Origin of the sequence: Poseidonocella pacifica, assembly GCF_900111875.1 — a bacterium.
Classification (GTDB): domain Bacteria; phylum Pseudomonadota; class Alphaproteobacteria; order Rhodobacterales; family Rhodobacteraceae; genus Poseidonocella; species Poseidonocella pacifica.
Genome location: NZ_FOJU01000001.1, coordinates 937,023 through 953,751, shown reverse-complemented (window position 1 = coordinate 953,751; position 16,729 = coordinate 937,023). Strand labels below are relative to the sequence as shown.

Genomic DNA, 16,729 nt, shown 5'->3' with positions numbered 1-16,729 from the left:
GCCAAGGTGCCCAAGGTTGGAGAAACAAAGGGTTGTGGGATGTACCTAAAGAAAGTGGAGGGCGTCAGGACGGTGACGCTCCCGGATGGAACAATCATGTCGCAGGCGGACCTTCCGCCGCGCACGACACGGCGATGGGTCGCCTCGCGGAAAGCAGCCGTCATCCGCGGGGTCATGCATGGCCTGATTTCGCGGGAAACCGCATTGCGGCGTTATGGCCTTTCGGAAGAGGAATTCTCCGAATGGTTGACCGCGATCGAACTTCATGGAGAAGGCGCGCTAAAGGCGACGGCAATACAAAAATATAGACAACCGTAAGTTGTGGTGACATAAATCGTTAAGCTGGTAACGGGGAGTTAACTATTCTTCGTAAAGTTAACACCTGATAGTTTACGACGAGCGGAGCGAAAGTCGCCATGAGAGTCCTCCTGATCGAAGATGATCCTACTACTTCGAAAAGCATCGAGTTGATGCTTACCCATGCCAATCTGAACGTCTACGCGACGGATCTCGGGGAGGAAGGGGTCGATCTTGCGAAGCTGTATGATTATGACCTGATCCTTCTTGATCTCAATCTGCCGGACATGAGTGGCCACGAGGTCCTTCGTCAGTTGCGCCTTGCGCGGGTCGATACACCTATCCTCATCCTCACCGGTGAGGACGATACCGAAAGCAAGATCAAAGGCTTCGGCTTCGGAGCTGATGATTACCTCACCAAGCCCTTCCACCGCGAGGAACTCGTCGCGCGGATCCATGCGATCATTCGCCGGTCCAAAGGGCATTCCCAGTCGGTGATCCGAACGGGCAAGGTGTGCGTCAATCTCGATGCCAAGACCGTTGAGGTGGACAACAAGACCGTGCATCTGACCGGCAAAGAGTATCAGATGCTTGAGTTGCTCAGCCTGCGAAAGGGCACCACGCTCACCAAGGAGATGTTCCTCAATCATCTCTATGGCGGGATGGATGAGCCGGAACTCAAGATCATCGACGTCTTTATCTGCAAGCTTCGCAAGAAGCTGAGCCAAGCGACGGAAGGCGAGAACTATATCGAAACCGTCTGGGGCCGTGGGTATGTCCTGCGCGATCCCGAGCCGCAGGTCGAGACACCGGTCGCCATCGGCGCCTGATCGCGGGTCGACCCCGTAACACGCCCGACGGGGCTGGACCTCTTACGAGCCCGAACCTATCACAAGGTCGAGGGATCTAGGAGAGAAGGCCATGTCGGGCGGGATCGAAGACAAGCCGGTCGAAAAACTGACTGAGGAAGAGGCGCGCAAGGAGTTGCAGCGCCTTTCTCATGAGATTGGTCGGGCAAATCTGGCGTATCACGCCGAAGATGCGCCCGAGATCGATGATGGCACATATGACCGCCTGAAGTTGCGCAATGCGCAGATTGAGGCGCGCTTTGCCAATCTCAAACGTGCCGACAGCCCCTCTGACCGTGTGGGCGCGGCGCCGTCGGGCGCGTTTGCCAAGGTCACCCATTCGGTTCGCATGCTGTCCCTCGGAAACGCGTTTTCTGATGAGGATGTCACGGAGTTCGACGCTGCGATCCGTCGGTATCTGAACTTCGGGGCTAGCGATGATCTTCGCTATACCGCCGAGCCAAAGATTGATGGCCTTAGCCTGTCGCTTCGCTATGAGGATGGCGCATTGGTGCGTGCCGCAACGCGCGGCGATGGGGCCATCGGTGAAAACGTCACGGCGAACGCCCGTACGATCACGGATATCCCTCAACGGTTGAGCGGTGCGCCTGACATTCTCGAGGTGCGCGGCGAAGTTTATATGTCCCACGCGGATTTCACGGCGCTCAATGAACGTCAGGCCAAGGCGGGCGACAAGCCCTTCGCCAATCCGAGGAACGCGGCGGCGGGCTCCCTGCGACAACTTGATGCCAGCATTACCGAGCGCCGCCCCTTGCGCTTCTTTGCCTATGCTTGGGGGGAAATCTCTGAACCGTTGGCGGCGACGCAATCCGGCGCGATAGCGCGGCTTTTTGAACTGGGGTTCCAGACCAATCCGCTGACGGCCCTTTGTGCCAGCCCCGAAGAGATGCTCGCTCACTATCACGAGATCGAAGAGCAACGCGCCACGCTGGGCTATGACATCGATGGCGTGGTCTACAAGGTAGACGACCTCGCGCTTCAGGCGCGTCTAGGGTTCCGCTCGACCACGCCGCGTTGGGCGATTGCCCACAAGTTTCCCGCCGAATTGGCCTGGACGCGTCTTGAGGCCATCGACATTCAGGTCGGTCGCACTGGTGCCCTGAGCCCCGTGGCTCGACTGACCCCGGTGACCGTCGGGGGCGTCGTCGTGTCGAACGCCACATTGCACAACGAGGACTACATCGCGGGCCGCGACAGCAGGGGCGGTGAAATCCGGGGGGGCAAGGATATCCGGATCGGGGATTGGGTCCAGATTTATCGCGCGGGCGATGTGATCCCCAAGGTTGCGGATATCGACCTTTCACGGCGTCCTGAGGATGCAGAGCCGTATGCCTTCCCCAGTGTTTGCCCGGAATGCGGGAGCGAGGCGATCCGCGAAGAGGGCGATTCCGTGCGCCGTTGCATGGGCGGCATGATCTGTCCTGCACAAGCGGTTGAGAAGATGAAGCATTTCGTATCTCGCGCGGCGTTTGATATCGAAGGCCTCGGGGCGAAACAGGTGGAGCAGTTTTATCGCGATGGGTGGATCGCGGAGCCTGCGGATATCTTCTCCCTCCGTGATCGCTATGGGTCTGGCCCGAGGCAGTTGAAGAACCGCGAGGGGTGGGGTGAGAAAAGCGCGAGAAACCTCTTTGATGCAATTGATGAAAAACGAAAAATCGAACTTGCGCGGGTCATATTTTCTCTTGGTATTCGGCATGTAGGTGAGCAGGCATCAGGTTTGTTGGCACGGCACTACGGAACATGGGCCGCCTTCGTTTCCGCGATGGATGCGGCAGAGCCGGGGACGCCTGCGTGGGAGGAGCTTCTGGGGATCGATGGTGTCGGGACGGTGATGGCCACGTCCCTGACCGCGAGTTTTCGGCAAGAGGCGGAGCGAGCCTCGATTGATCGGTTGGCGGCCTGCCTCGATATACAGGATGCAGAGGCTCTCGCGAGTGACAGCCCGGTCGCGGGCAAGACGCTCGTCTTTACCGGCACGCTGGAGAAAATGACCAGAGCAGAGGCAAAGGCCCGCGCGGAATCGTTGGGGGCGAAGGTGTCGGGCTCGATCAGCGCCAAGACGGACCTGTTGATTGCCGGACCGGGTGCCGGGTCCAAGGCGAAAAAGGCGGCGGAGCTTGGCGTCGACACGATCGACGAGGATGGCTGGCTCCGTCTCATCGGCGTGGAATGAGCGGGCGGCCAGAGATCCTGTTTCCGCTTTTTGCGGATTTGGAAACGCTGGCTGGGATCGGTCCCCGCACGGCACAGCATCTCGCTGGGATCGCTTTGGAGCGGCCCCGAGATCTGTTGTTCCACCTGCCGATTTCCGGCGTGGATCGGCGCAGGCGCGCGTCGGTTCTGGATGCTGATTTGCCGGATGTGGTGACGGTCGAGGTTGAAATCGTCCAGCATCACGCGCCCCGGACCAAGGGCCGGCCCTACAGGATCACGGTGCGCGACAGTCGGACGGAGTTCCAATTGGTGTTCTTCCAGTCGCGGGGGGAGTATCTGCAGCGGCTCCTGCCGGAGGGCGAACGGCGGCTGGTGTCCGGCAAGGCAGAGCTTTTCGATGGGGTCGCGCAAATGGTGCACCCCGATCATGTTGTCCCGCTCGAAGACGCCGCCGAAATTCCGGACTATGAACCTGTCTACGCGCTCACCGCCGGGGTGGTCGGCAAGACCATGGCAAAGGGAATTGCCTCCGCGCTCAGCCGTGCGCCGGAATTGGCGGAGTGGATCGATCCCGCGCAGAAGGCGGATGCGGGCTGGCCTGGTTGGCGCGCGGCGTTGGAGGCGGCACACCATCCGGAGGCTGCGGGGGATCTCGCGCCCAGCTCGCCGGCGCGGATGCGGCTCGCCTATGACGAGCTTATGGCTCATCAGTTGACGCTGGCTCTGGCGCGGGCTGCTCGCCGGCGCAGTGCCGGGCGGCAAACTGTCGAGACGGGAGCGTTGCAGACGCGGGTTCTGGGGGCGCTGCCGTATAAACCCACATCGGCGCAAACAAGGGCCATCCGGGATATTGCCGCGGATCTGGCCGCGCCGGAACGCATGAACCGATTGCTGCAGGGGGACGTCGGATCGGGCAAGACGCTGGTGGCCTTCATGGCGCTTCTCATTGCGGTGGAAGCTGGCGGGCAGGGGGTCTTGATGGCCCCGACAGAGATCCTCGCCCGGCAACATCTGGAGGCGTTGCGCCCGCTGGCCGCCGATGCGGGCGTCGTGCTGGATATGCTCACCGGCCGGGATTCCGGGGGTGAGCGCCGGGCCAAGCTGGCGGCGCTACAGGCTGGTGAGATATCCATTCTCGTCGGAACCCACGCGGTCTTTCAGGAAGATGTGAGCTTTGCCGACCTGCGCCTTGCCGTGATCGATGAACAGCACCGGTTCGGCGTGGCGCAACGGATGCTGCTTGGGGCCAAGGGGCAGGCGGTTGATGTGCTGGTGATGACGGCGACGCCCATTCCGCGCAGCCTGTCGCTGGCGCAATTCGGGGATATGGATGTCTCTGTGCTCGATGAGAAACCCGCCGGTCGAAAACCGGTGACAACGGCGATGGTGTCGGTCGAGCGTATGGATGAGGTGGTCGATCATCTGCGCCGCGCAGTGGCCGAAGGACGGCAGGCCTATTGGGTGTGCCCGCTGGTTGAGGAAAGTGAAACCCGCGATCTGACCTCGGCGGAAACCCGGTTCAAGATTTTGCGCGCCGCCTTGGGCGAAGCGGCGGTCGGCCTTGTGCATGGTCAGATGCCGCCCGCGGAGAAGGACGCGGCCATGGCCGCCTTCACCCGGGGGGAGACGTCCGTTCTGGTGGCGACGACCGTGATCGAGGTTGGCGTCAACGTTCCGAATGCGACCATCATGGTGATCGAGCGGGCCGAAATCTTTGGGCTGGCTCAGCTTCACCAGTTGCGGGGGCGTGTCGGGCGCGGGAGCGATGCGTCGACCTGCCTTCTTCTCTACAAGGCGCCGTTGGGGGAGGCCGCGGAGCGGCGGCTTACCACGCTGCGCGAAACGGAGGACGGGTTTCGGATTTCCGAAGTGGATCTGGAGATCCGGGGCGCAGGGGATCTGATCGGCACCGCTCAATCCGGGTTGCCCCGGTTCAGGATCGCGGACCTGGAACGGCAAGCGGGCCTATTGGCAATTGCACAGAGCGATGCCCGCAAGTTGTTGAATGATGACCCAAAACTCGAGTCGCCGCGTGGTCGTGCGGCGCGGGTTCTGCTCTGGCTTATGGAGCAAGACAAGGCGATCCGGCTCATCTCGATCGGCTAAGTTCCTAAAAAGTTCTTTACAGGTTCCGTTCCGTATGAGAACAAAGTGGCAACAGAGTCGGAAATTGAGGGAGCCAAGCCATGATAAGCGAACTGCGACGCATCTTGTCCAACAACCGGGGCGCACTTGCCGAGGATATGCTCGGGGGGGCCGCCCTTTGTGTCATGCTGCTTTGCGGGCTCTGGATTTCCGCACCGTTCTAGTCTGCCTGCGATCCTCGGTTCGGGTGGGGCGCCTGTCCCATCGGCGCAAGATGCGGTTTTGCCTGCCTGCATCGACGACCCACCCGTCTGCCACCGAGATTGCATCTGCCGCCGCCATCTTCACGATGCGCGGCGGCTTTTTTTTGGGCAGTTCACAACCCTGCGGAGAGTCATCTTACGCGCCGGGCAGGTTTGTCTCCGACGTCACCCATAAACTGTACGAAGGAGACAAGATTCGGCACACGACGGTATTCCACAAACAGACTTTGGCCGTTAGGTTCGCCGCACTGTAACGGTCGGCACGGATGGAGAGACCGCGCCGTACATTCTGGGAGGAATAAATATATGGATCGTCGTTCTTTTCTAAAGACATCCGCTGTTGGTGGCTCGGCTGCTGCGGCAACGGGTCTGGCCGCACCGGCCTATGCACAGGGCAAACGCACACTTACCATGGTTACATCCGTGCCCGACGGGTTCGCGGTTTTTGATGACGCAGCCGTTTTCCTGTCCGAGGCCATCACCGAGATGACCGACGGGCAACTGACCATCGACAAGCGCCCCGCAGGCTCGCTCGTTGGGGCTTTTGAGGTTTTTGACGCCGTGACCGCCGGTCAGGCCGACATGTATCACTCTGCCGACTATTATTTCGGTGGTCAGCACCCGGGGTACTATTTCTTTACCGCGGTTCCGTTCGGCGGCACCGCGCAGGAAATGATCAACTGGTACCTGCATGGGGGCGGCGCCGACCTTCACGATCAGCTCGGCCAGATCTTTGGCCTGAAATCCTTCCTTGCCGGGAACACGGGCATGCAGCCCGGCGGCTGGTTCAACAAGGAAATCAACTCTGCTGACGATCTCAACGGTCTGAAATTCCGTATGCCTGGCCTTGGCGGGCGCGCGCTGGCCATTGCCGGCGCCTCCGTACAGAACGTGCCGGGCGGCGAGATCTATCAGGCGCTGTCCTCCGGTGCGATCGACGGTGCCGAGTGGATCGGTCCGCTCGCCGATGAACGCATGGGCCTTCAGGAAGTGTGCGAGTACTATTACACCGCCGGTTTCCACGAGCCGGGTTCGGCGCTTTCGACTGCGATGAACCGCGACGTGTGGGACAGCCTCTCGCCCGCGCACCAGGGCATCGTCGAAAAGGCGGCCATGGCCACGCACCACTGGAACCTCGCACAGTCCAACGCCAACAACGGCGCGGCGCTGCAGCGGCTTCAGTCCGGCGGGACCAAGCTGATGTCCTTCCCCGACGATGTCTGGGATGCCTTCGGCACGGCGTCGTCCAAAGCGCTCGACGAGTACATGGACGATTCTCTCTATGCGGACATCCGTGAGAGCTTCGAGAAATCCATGCGCGCCTCGGCAAGCTGGGCGACCGTGTCCGACAGCGCCTATACCGCGCAGCGCAACCGCGTTCTCGGCGGCTGAACCCGCCCTGAGTCAAGGAAGGGCCCGTCCGCGGGCCCTTCCGCGTTATTCCGAACCATCAACAAAGGACAGGGACGTTGGAGGAAACGGCCGACATCAATTTCCTGACGGGGCTCGCGGACGGGATCGTCTGGGTGGTCAGCAATCTCGCGATGGCCTTCGTCAACGCGGCCTACGCGCTCAGCCATCCAAGCCTGTGGCTCGACTGGTCGAACCCCGAGGCGGTCATGCGGGTCGTCTACTACGGCGGGTCGGTGGAATTCTTCTTTGTGGTGTTCACCGCGCTGCTCGTCGTCACGTTTATCGGGTTCTACTCGAGCAGCTTCCTGTGGGGGGCGGTCCGGGGATTCGAGTTCGCGTTCAATTGGCTGGGGCGCATCGCCGCGTGGGCGGGGCTTGCCATGGTGATCCAGCAAGTTGTGATCGTCTTCATCCAACGGATTTTCGCGCGGGTCGACATATCGCTCGGGTTTGGCATTCCTCTGACCAAGGACATTTCCTGGTGGGCGGAAGAGCTGAAATTCTACAACGCGCTCGTTGTTGCTCTCTGCGTCTCCTACACCTTCGTTCAGGGTGGGCATGTGCGCGTGGATCTTATCTATTCCGCTGTGGGGCACCGAGCGAAACGCGTGCTCGACATGATCGGATCCGCGATCTTCATGATGCCCATGGCTGTGATCATCTGGATGTACGGCTGGTATTTCCTCTGGCGGCATCTCATCGTCCCGAAACCCTCGGCTTCCGAACAACTCGACCGGCTCTTGATGAAGGCGCGCGCCTTCCGCTGGAATGTGGAAACGATCGGCTTCTCGCCGAACGGGTTTGACGGGTACTTTCTCTTCAAGGTTCTGCTCGTGCTCTTTGCCGGGCTGGTCTTCCTCCAGTCGTGGGCCTTCTTCTGGCGCTCATGGCTGGAGTGGAAGGAAGGGCCGGAGTCCGAAGGACGATATCTCGACAGGGACACCCTCGGTGAGGGACAGGAAGCCTATGAGGGCACCCACTAAAAAGGGCAGGGGACAACCATGCTATTCGGACTAGACGGCGTCGAGATCGGCCTGATCATCGTCTTTTTCTGCCTCTTCGGAGGCATTCTTTCGGGGTTTCCCGTCGCCTTCGCCATCGGCGGTGCGGGCGCGATTTCCTTCGCGATCATCGCCGCACTCGACAGAGCGGGCTTGTTGATCCATCAGGCGATCGACACGGGCAGCGAGCCCTATAGGGCGCTTCTGGCGGAGGGGATACGGTCCGATGTGATCTCGGTCTTCCGCTACCCTGATTTGCCGCGTGTGGGGGAATCCGTCTTTCCCCAGGGCTGGGAAACCGCCCTGGATCGCAACCTCTCCTTCATCGTCAACCGCATCAATGAACGCGTGCTGGCGGGCCAGTCGATCGAGACGCTCCTTGCGGTTCTGATGTTTGTCCTCATGGGGATCACGCTGGAACGGTCGCGGATCGCGAACGACCTGCTGACCACCATGGCGCGGGTCTTTGGGCCACTGCCGGGCGGGCTTGCGGTTTCGGTGGTCGTGGTGGGGGCCTTCCTCGCCGCTTCGACAGGGATCGTTGGTGCGACGGTCGTGACGATGGGCTTGCTCTCCCTGCCGACGATGCTGCGGAACGGCTATTCGCCAGAACTTTCCACCGGGGTCATCGCGGCCTCGGGGACCTTGGGCCAGATCATTCCGCCCTCCATCGTCATCGTCTTGCTGGGCACGCTCGCTGGCGATCTGTATGCTGCGGCGCAGGAAACCCGCGCGGTGGAGGCCGGCTGTACCGATGCACTTACCTATCTCGGGGAGCCGGCGGTGCTTTCGGTCGGCACGCTTTTTCAGGCGGCACTTCTTCCGGGCATCCTTCTGGCGTTGCTTTATGCGCTCTATGCCTTCGGGTTTGCGCTTTTCAACCCCTCCAAGGCTCCCGCCGTCGCGATCAGCGATGGTGCCGCCACCGGTGAGCTTACCACCCGGTCAGAGCGCCTGACATGGTACCTTCTGGCACCTGCCGCATTGATCGGTGGCGCGCTTCTGCTGGGCACACTCGATATTGTCGGCTCGCAGTCGATCAGTATCGACCGCTACAGCGACGCTGGCGAAACGGCGGATCTGCGGACTCGGGTCGGACCGGAATGCAAGGCGGCCATGATAGAGCTTCACGGACAGAAGGCTTGGGATGCCTCCGTTGCCCTGCAAGCGGAAATCGACGCCGCAGGTGGAGTCGAAGCCGCGCAGAAACGTACCGAAGAGCAGATGGTAGATGCCCGCGCGACAGCCATTGCCGACGCTCCGCCAATCGGCACCGGAGTTTCCGTGATGGTGGTGATGATGGGCCTCGTTCTGGTCACCGCGCGCGGCGCAGCGCCGTCGGCAAGTCCGACCCCGCTCTTGCTCGGGGGGATTGGTCTTGTGGCGGTCTTGCTGCTCGACATCCTCGTGATCGGGCCGACGACCTCATCTCTGGCCACATGGCTTTTGCTCGCGGCGCCCGTTCTGCTTGGGCTTTGGGCCTGCCGGACGGCCGCCGCGCGGCTTGGTCAGAATGAGCTTATTCGCGTTGTCTTTCCGCCGCTGGTCCTGATCGTGGCGGTGCTTGGCTCCATCCTCGGCGGGATCACCAACCCGACGCCGGCTGCCGCCCTTGGTGCGGCTGGGGCGCTGATGCTCGCGGCCTATCGCCGTCTGCATGATGAGGGGCGTTCCGGCCAGATCATCATCTGGGCCAGCCTCGCCATCGGGCTGTCGATCCTGATCGGCGCGAATTTCGATACGCGGGTCAACACGTCCGAGACCAGCTTTGAGAATTGGTTCGCCTTCTTTGCCGCTTATGGGGCCTATCTCTTTGCGGCGTTTGGCCTGCTGTATTCGTGCTGGGTGCTGTTCCGCGCGGCGATCCTGACACCGGTGGTGCGGGAGACGGCGAAGGTGACATCGATGGTTTTCACCATCCTGATCGGCTCGCAATTGCTGAACCTCGTGGTGATCTCCTTCGGTGGCGAGCACTACATTCAGCAGTTCCTCAAGAGTTTCGACAGCGAGTTCACCGTCTTCCTGATCGTGATGCTGGTGCTCTTTATCCTCGGCTTCGTGCTCGATTTTCTGGAGATCATCTACATCGTGATCCCCATCGTCGGGCCGGTCATCTACGGCGGCACCTTCGACCCCAAGTGGGTGACGATCATGGTCGCGGTGAACCTGCAGACGTCGTTCCTGACGCCGCCCTTCGGTTTCGCGCTGTTCTATCTGCGCGGGGTGGCTCCAAAGGAAGTGACGACCGGGCATATCTATCGCGGCGTCGCGCCCTTTGTGCTCATCCAGGTCTTTGGCCTTGCGATCCTGTGGTTCTTCCCGGCGATCGTCACGATCGTGCCGGCGCTCATGCCGAACTGATCAACGAAAAACGCGGGCCAACCGGCCCGCGTGTCAAACTTCCCGCGATATAATGGCGGCTTAGCGGCACATATCCGGCAGGGAAATACCCGCCACTTGTTCAGCGATGGGATCAACGGCCAGAGGGTGAGATTGCCCCTCATAATCGGCGGGGTCTCTCATGATCTGCCACGCCCCGTCGGCATAGACCTCCAATCCGGTAAAGCGCGCCTTGTAGTGCATCTTGGGGCTGCCCGGGACCCAATAGCCGAGGTAGACATAGGGCAAACCCGCCTCGCGCGCGATCTGGATATGGTCGAGAATGATGAACGTGCCGAGGGAATCCTTTTCGAACTCCGGATCGAAAAAGGAATACACCATGCTGACCCCGTCATCGAGAACGTCAGTCAGGCAAACGGCGACCAGCGCACCGGTGTCGCGGTCTGAATATTCGATCACGCGGGTGCGGATCGGCGTTTCCTCGATCATCGCGGCGAATTCGAACACATCCATATCGGCCATCCCGCCATCGGCGTGGCGACTGTCGAGGTATTTGCGGAAGAGCGCGTATTGCGCATCCGTCGCCCATGGGGATGTGGCGCGCCGTTCGAGCCGGGCATTGCGGTTGAGCGCGCGGCGCTGGCTCTTGGAGGGCTTGAAGCGGCTGATGTCGATCCGCGCCGAGAGGCAGGCAGTGCATTCCGAGCAAGCGGGCCGGTAGAGCACATTCTGAGACCGGCGAAAGCCCTGCTGTGAGAGAGCGCCGTTAAGCTCTTCGGCCGTTGTCCCTTGGAGCGATGTAAAAAGCTTTCGCTCCATTCTGCCGGGCAGATAGGGGCAGGGCTGCGGTGCCGTAACATAAAACTGAGGGGCGAGGGGAAGCGTGTGGCGCATCGTGTCGCGTACTCCTTAACACGATGGACGATAGCAACCCCTAACGCCCTCGCCAAGCCCGCAAAAATGGCGAAAACGTACCCTTTAGGATAGGGCGCGCCCGTTAACCGCGACTGTTCCCAGTATGTGATCGGTCAAACCCTGTTTGCGGGATGAAACGAGCATCAGGATGATGGAGATCAGTTGCAGCGGAGCCATCGCCATCGAAATGCTATAGCCCGCCGTATGCAAGAAAGCGGTGGCAAGATCGAACCGTTTGCCGGTCCGGTCGCGGAACTCCACGGCAAAGAGGCGCATGCCCCATGTCGCAGAACGGCCCGTGAGCGTGGTCACGCGGTAGATGAAACCGAGCACGAGCATGAGGGCGGGAAAGAAGAAGATCCCGGTAAAGGCGGTGAACGGCAGGACCAACACCGTCAGCACCGCGATCATGATCGCATCCACGATCCACGCCAAAAAGCGCTTCATCACGGTGTCGGCGTAGAATTCAGCTTGGTGGTCGGGATCGGGCAGGGCGTCTGTATATGTCATGTCGGCCATATGGTCAGTGTGAACGGAAGGATCAACCGGGCCCGCAAAGGGCCCGGGAAAGCGGCGGTTGCTCACGCCTCGTCGCGCGGTGCGTCGTCGGATTTGTGGGCACGGGTGCGTTCATCCATGAACTGGTCGAACTCTGATTTGTCCTTGGCTGCGCGCAGACGCTCGAGGAAGTCTTCGAACTGTTGCTGCTCATCCTGCAGGCGCTGAAGCATATCCGACTTGTAGGCATCGAAGGCGCTGTTGCCCGAGGGTTTGAAGACAACGCCAGCTTGGGTGCGGCGGGATGTGCGGCAGGATTTCGAAAACATGCGTTTGCTCCAGATCATATAGGCGAGGAAGGCAAGGCCGACGGGCCAGAAGAAGATGAAGCCGAGCACCATGGCCGCAATCCAAGCGCCTTTGCCCTTGCTATCAAGCCAAGCTTCGGCGCGGTTCAGCCAATTGATCGGTTGGGTGGTTGAGGTGTTGAGGGCATGTGTCATGCGGTTTCTCCGGTGTTGGATCTAATGTGAAGCGTTTTCACATTATAGGAGATCGTGTTTACCGGCTCGCTTTGCAAGAGGGGATGTGAATGTTTTTTACATATTTATGTTTTATATCACAAACTCAGTAACTTGCGGACTTATTGCGTCAGCCAATTTCTGCGGGGAAATTGAGAAAACGTGGCGCGGAGTGCCCGCTGCGGCCCATATCTCCGCGAAATCAAGCAGCCGGGGATCCAAAAAACTGCGGATCGCCGAGAGGTGCCCCACCGGCGCAACGCCCCCGATTGCAAAGCCGGTCTTGGCACGGATGACCGTTGCATCGGCCTTGCCGAGCGGTTCTCCGGCTACCGCGCTCGCCGCTTCGGGATCAACCTGGTTGCCACCCGCGGTGAGAAAGAGAAGAAGCTCCCCACTGGTTTCACCGCGAAAGATGAGGGATTTCACGATCTGATCCACCGCGCGTCCAACCGCGTCCGCGGCCTCCTGCGCGGTGCGCGTCTGACCGGCCTCGACAATGGTGGTGTCAATGCCAAGCTCTGTGAGGGCCGCTTTGACGCGGGCGAGGCTTTTGCTCATGGGGGCGCTCCGTTTTCCCAAGCGGTAGAAGCGGCGCCGATCCCGTGCAAGCCCATTGACCGAGCGAACCGGACGATCCAAGACTTTGACCCATGAGTTTTGCAAGCCGTCTGACCCGCACGCCCCATCCCTATGAGCCTGATCACGCGGCGGAAATCGCGCCGCTTGTTGACGGACTCTCGCCTGAGCTTGCCGAATTGATCCGGGGAACGGCAGGGAGCAGCCCCTATCTCAAGGGTCTTATCGAGAAGGAAGCGGATTGGTGGCCTGCCGCGCTGGACGATCCCGAAGCGGCGCTTGAAGGTGTTCTTCGTGATGTGCGCGCACTTGATGCCGACGCCATGCAAAGGGACCTGCGGAGGGCCAAGCGCCGCGTGGCCCTTCTCGTCGGGCTGGCGGACCTTGGCGGGGTTTGGGCGCTCGAAGAGGTCACGGGCGGTTTGACGCGGTTCGCGGATGCCGCAACCCATGCGGCGCTCCTGACCTGTGTCGGGGCAGAGATCCGCCGGGGGCGCATTCCGGGCGTTGAGGAGGCCGAAGGCGAAACGGGGGGGCTTGTGACGCTCGCCATGGGGAAAATGGGCGCGGGGGAGCTGAATTATTCCTCCGACATCGATTTGATCTGTCTTTTCGATGAAAGCCGATATGCCCCCGAGGATTTCGCCGAAGCGCGCCAAGCCCTCGTCCGCGCCACGCGCAAGCTCTGTGCAATGCTGTCGGACAATACCGCCGACGGCTATGTCTTTCGCACGGATTTGCGCCTGCGCCCTGACCCGTCGGTGACGCCGGTTGTGCTCTCGATGGAAGGGGCGATGCGGTATTACGAAAGCCTCGGGCGAACGTGGGAGCGCGCGGCCTATATCAAGGCACGCCCCTGCGCCGGGGATCTGGACGCGGGGGAGCGGTTTCTCAAGGAATTGACCCCGTTTGTCTGGCGTCGTCACCTTGATTTTGCCGCGATCCGGGATGCTCACGACATGCGTCTGCGCATCCGGGATCACAAGGGGCACCACGGGGCGATCACGCTGGAGAAGCACGACATGAAACTCGGGCGCGGCGGCATCCGGGAGATCGAGTTTTTCACCCAGACGCAGCAAATCATCGCCGGGGGGCGCGATCCCGAATTGCGCGTGCGGGGCACAGTGGAGGGGTTGCGCCGGTTGGCGGCAAAGGGGTGGGTGCCGCAGGACGTGGCGGACCGGCTGATCCTGCGCTATCGCCAACACCGCGAAGTGGAACACCGGATTCAAATGATCGGCGACGTGCAGACCCACGATCTGCCCCGGACCGACGCAGGATTCGACAGGCTCGCCGCCCTTATGGGACAGGATCAGGCCACATTACGGCGGGAGATCAAGGACGGGCTTGAGGAAGTGCAGAGCCTCATCGAAGGGTTCTTCGCCCCGGACCGCGGCCAGACCTGCGAGCCAGAAACCCCTGCGATTCCCGATGAGGTGGCAAGCCGCTGGTTGAGCTATCCGGCACTCAGAAGCGCACGTGCGCAGGAAATATTTGGCCGGCTGCGTCCCGAGATAGAGACCCTGCTGGGCGATGCGGACCGACCCGAAGAGGCGCTTTTGGCGTTTGACGGCTTCTTGCGCGGGCTTCCTGCCGGGGTACAGCTTTTCTCGCTCTTTGAGGCCAACCCGCAGCTTATCAACCTGTTGATTGACATCTGCGCCATATCCCCTGCGCTTGGCGCGCATTTGTCCCGCAATGCTGCCGTGTTCGACGCGGTGATCGACGGGGATTTCTTTTCCGACTGGCCCGGCGTTCCGGCGCTGGTCCGGGCGCTGGAGCAGCGGCTTGCGGGGGAGGATGATTATGAGCGCAAGCTGGACGCCGCGCGGCGCTGGCAGCGGGAGTGGCATTTCCGGATCGGTGTCCATCATCTGCGCGGGCTGATCTCCGCCGAAGAGGCCGGACGGGACTATGCGCAGCTTGCCGAAGCCGTGATCAAGGCGCTCTGGCCCGCGGTGGTGGCTCATTTCGCGCACCGCCACGGGGGCCCTCCCGGTCGCGGTGCGGTGGTGCTCGGGATGGGGTCGCTGGGGGCGGGGCGCACGAATGCGCGCTCGGATCTGGATCTGATCGTGATTTATGATGCGGATGGCGAGGCGATGAGCGATGGCCGCCGGCCGCTTTCGGCGCGGCCGTATTTTGCGCGCCTGACCCAAGCCTTGGTCACGGCGCTTTCGGCCCCGATGGCGGGCGGGCGGCTCTATGAGGTGGATATGCGCCTGCGTCCTTCGGGAAGTCAGGGGCCGGTGGCGACAAGCTTCGCCAGCTTTCAGCGCTATCAAAGAGAAGACGCCTGGACTTGGGAGCATCTCGCCCTGACCCGCGCGCGGCCCCTTGCGGGGGAGGAGGATCTTGCCGCCGATATCGAAGCGGTGCGCGCGGAGGTTCTGTCCGCCCCGCGGGATCGTGCGGCGCTGCTGAAGGACGTGTCCGACATGCGCGCGCGCATCGCCGCCGCGAAATCTCCCGACGGGCCGCTCGACCCCAAGATCGGAGCGGGCAGGTTGCAAGATATCGAAATCTTCTCGCAAGCAGCAACCGTGCTTGCCGGTCGGTCCGATCGCAAGACTGTGCGCGGCCTCGTTCATGCACGGCGGCTTGGGCTGGTGAGCCGGGCCGAGGCGCTTACCTTGAAAAATTCTCATGATCTCTGTGTGTTACTTCTGGTCTCGACGCGGCTGATCGCGGAGACTACACCAAAGCCCGAAACAATGGGGCTTGGGGCGCGGCGCTTCTTGCTTGATCACGCGCGGGAAGAAACCCTTGAGGATTTCATCGCCCGGCTTGTCGATCTGAGCAACCGCGCGGCCGGAATCATAGATAGGGCATTGGATGGAACAGATGACGACAACGGATGACGCGGATCCGCGCGGATTGATCCGCGAAGCCTATCGGATCGAAGATATCACCGCAGAGCAATGCCGCTCGATTTTTCTGGATTGGGCGCTTTCGGTGCCAACCGAAGGTGATCCGAAAGCGGCCATCGGCGCCTTGCTGGCTCGCTATGAGGCCGGTGCGCCGCAGCATCCCATGACGGCGGTCCTGCGCGAGGGATCGGAGGGCGGAGGGCTTCCGCGCCGCCGTGGCGGCTGGCGCGGTCGCAGGAACTAGCGTTCAGCGGGCGAGGGTGGCCGCTTCGCGCGCGAGTTGTTCGATATGCGCCCAGTTGCCGCTCTCGATCGCATTCGCGGGGGCGACCCAGCTTCCGCCGACGCAAAGCACGTTGGGCAGGGCAAGGTAATCCGCGGCATTCGCCGGTGAAACACCACCCGTGGGGCAGAACCGGATTTGCGGCAAAGGTGCGGCCCAAGCCTTGAGGACTGGTGCGCCGCCGTTGGATTCCGCCGGAAAGAACTTCTGAACTGTATAGCCGCGTTCGTACAGGCGCATCGCTTCGGACGGGGTCGCCGTTCCGGGCAGCAGCGGCAGGTCCATCTCCTCACAGGCATCCAACAGCCGGTCGGTCGCGCCGGGCGATACCCCGAAGAGCGCGCCAGCCTCCTTCGCCGCTTCGACATCCTTGGGGGTGAGCAGCGTCCCAGCACCGACGATCCCGCCCTCGACCTGCGACATTTCGCGGATCACGTCCAATGCGGCGTCCGTGCGCAGGGTCACTTCGAGCGCGGGCAGCCCGCCCTTGACCAACGCTTCGGCCAGCGGCCTTGCCGTGGCGGCGTCCTTCAGGACGAGCACTGGAATCACGGGAGCGCGGCGGCAGAGGTCTTCGTTTTTGCGGCTCGCCTCTTGGGGGGTCATTATATCGTCTCCGGATCTGGACCGCGCGAGGG

Annotated in this window: 15 protein-coding genes; 10 read left to right on the top strand and 5 right to left on the bottom strand. The window is 61.7% G+C overall.

What is annotated here, in order from left to right:
- The first annotated feature begins 39 nt into the window (after positions 1 to 39).
- The 8 genes from sciP to BM234_RS04505 all read left to right on the top strand — a co-directional run bounded on the left by sciP (position 40) and on the right by BM234_RS04505 (position 10,446).
- On the top strand, positions 40 to 318 hold the full coding sequence (gene sciP / locus BM234_RS04535) for a CtrA inhibitor SciP (protein WP_092061003.1): 279 nt from the start codon (positions 40 to 42) through the stop codon (positions 316 to 318).
- A gap of 98 nt (positions 319 to 416) precedes the next feature.
- Entirely contained in the window at positions 417 to 1,127 is a 711-nt protein-coding gene (gene ctrA, locus BM234_RS04530) for a response regulator transcription factor CtrA (protein ID WP_092061002.1), read from the top strand.
- Between the two features lie 91 nt (positions 1,128 to 1,218).
- Entirely contained in the window at positions 1,219 to 3,342 is a 2,124-nt protein-coding gene (gene ligA / locus BM234_RS04525) for an NAD-dependent DNA ligase LigA (RefSeq protein ID WP_175501194.1), read from the top strand.
- Positions 3,339 to 5,429: an ATP-dependent DNA helicase RecG gene (gene recG / locus BM234_RS04520; protein ID WP_092061000.1), complete on the top strand. Its 2,091-nt coding sequence runs from the start codon at positions 3,339 to 3,341 to the stop codon at positions 5,427 to 5,429. The genes ligA and recG overlap by 4 nt, the downstream gene beginning before the upstream one ends.
- A gap of 80 nt (positions 5,430 to 5,509) precedes the next feature.
- The gene (locus BM234_RS17735; protein ID WP_281247929.1) at positions 5,510 to 5,632 is read left to right on the top strand and encodes a hypothetical protein; all 123 of its coding nucleotides are present in this window, start codon (positions 5,510 to 5,512) and stop codon (positions 5,630 to 5,632) included.
- Positions 5,633 to 5,977: 345 nt separating this feature from the next.
- Positions 5,978 to 7,063 carry a TRAP transporter substrate-binding protein gene (locus tag BM234_RS04515; RefSeq protein ID WP_092060998.1) on the top strand — a complete coding sequence of 362 codons (1,086 nt, stop codon included), beginning with the start codon at positions 5,978 to 5,980 and terminating at the stop codon, positions 7,061 to 7,063.
- Between the two features lie 152 nt (positions 7,064 to 7,215).
- Positions 7,216 to 8,067: a TRAP transporter small permease subunit gene (locus BM234_RS04510; protein ID WP_425439223.1), complete on the top strand. Its 852-nt coding sequence runs from the start codon at positions 7,216 to 7,218 to the stop codon at positions 8,065 to 8,067.
- 18 nt (positions 8,068 to 8,085) lie between these two features.
- Entirely contained in the window at positions 8,086 to 10,446 is a 2,361-nt protein-coding gene (locus BM234_RS04505; protein ID WP_092060995.1) for a TRAP transporter large permease subunit, read from the top strand.
- Between the two features lie 60 nt (positions 10,447 to 10,506).
- Here the strand turns inward: BM234_RS04505 and BM234_RS04500 are convergent, their stop codons facing one another.
- The 4 genes from BM234_RS04500 to BM234_RS04485 form a co-directional block, all read right to left on the bottom strand.
- Positions 10,507 to 11,319, bottom strand: coding sequence for an arginyltransferase (locus BM234_RS04500; protein ID WP_092060993.1), 813 nt, complete (start codon positions 11,317 to 11,319; stop codon positions 10,507 to 10,509).
- A gap of 84 nt (positions 11,320 to 11,403) precedes the next feature.
- Positions 11,404 to 11,850 carry an RDD family protein gene (locus BM234_RS04495; protein WP_092061374.1) on the bottom strand — a complete coding sequence of 149 codons (447 nt, stop codon included), beginning with the start codon at positions 11,848 to 11,850 and terminating at the stop codon, positions 11,404 to 11,406.
- A gap of 71 nt (positions 11,851 to 11,921) precedes the next feature.
- Complete coding sequence (locus tag BM234_RS04490) at positions 11,922 to 12,341, bottom strand: DUF2852 domain-containing protein (RefSeq protein ID WP_092060991.1); 420 nt, start codon at positions 12,339 to 12,341, stop codon at positions 11,922 to 11,924.
- Positions 12,342 to 12,452: 111 nt separating this feature from the next.
- Positions 12,453 to 12,920, bottom strand: a complete 468-nt coding sequence (locus tag BM234_RS04485) for a YbaK/EbsC family protein (RefSeq protein ID WP_092060989.1) — start codon at positions 12,918 to 12,920, stop codon at positions 12,453 to 12,455.
- A gap of 92 nt (positions 12,921 to 13,012) precedes the next feature.
- Here BM234_RS04485 and BM234_RS04480 point away from each other — a divergent pair, with 92 nt between their 5' ends.
- Together BM234_RS04480 and BM234_RS04475 are read left to right on the top strand one after the other, a co-directional pair.
- Positions 13,013 to 15,799, top strand: a complete 2,787-nt coding sequence (locus tag BM234_RS04480; RefSeq protein WP_092060987.1) for a bifunctional [glutamate--ammonia ligase]-adenylyl-L-tyrosine phosphorylase/[glutamate--ammonia-ligase] adenylyltransferase — start codon at positions 13,013 to 13,015, stop codon at positions 15,797 to 15,799.
- On the top strand, positions 15,783 to 16,052 hold the full coding sequence (locus tag BM234_RS04475; RefSeq protein ID WP_092060985.1) for a hypothetical protein: 270 nt from the start codon (positions 15,783 to 15,785) through the stop codon (positions 16,050 to 16,052). Before BM234_RS04480 ends, BM234_RS04475 begins: the two co-directional genes overlap by 17 nt.
- Positions 16,053 to 16,055: 3 nt before the next feature.
- Here the strand turns inward: BM234_RS04475 and BM234_RS04470 are convergent, their stop codons facing one another.
- Positions 16,056 to 16,697 (bottom strand): bifunctional 4-hydroxy-2-oxoglutarate aldolase/2-dehydro-3-deoxy-phosphogluconate aldolase, encoded by a 642-nt coding sequence (locus BM234_RS04470; protein WP_092060983.1) that lies wholly within the window; start codon positions 16,695 to 16,697, stop codon positions 16,056 to 16,058.
- Between the last annotated feature and the right edge of the window lie 32 nt (positions 16,698 to 16,729).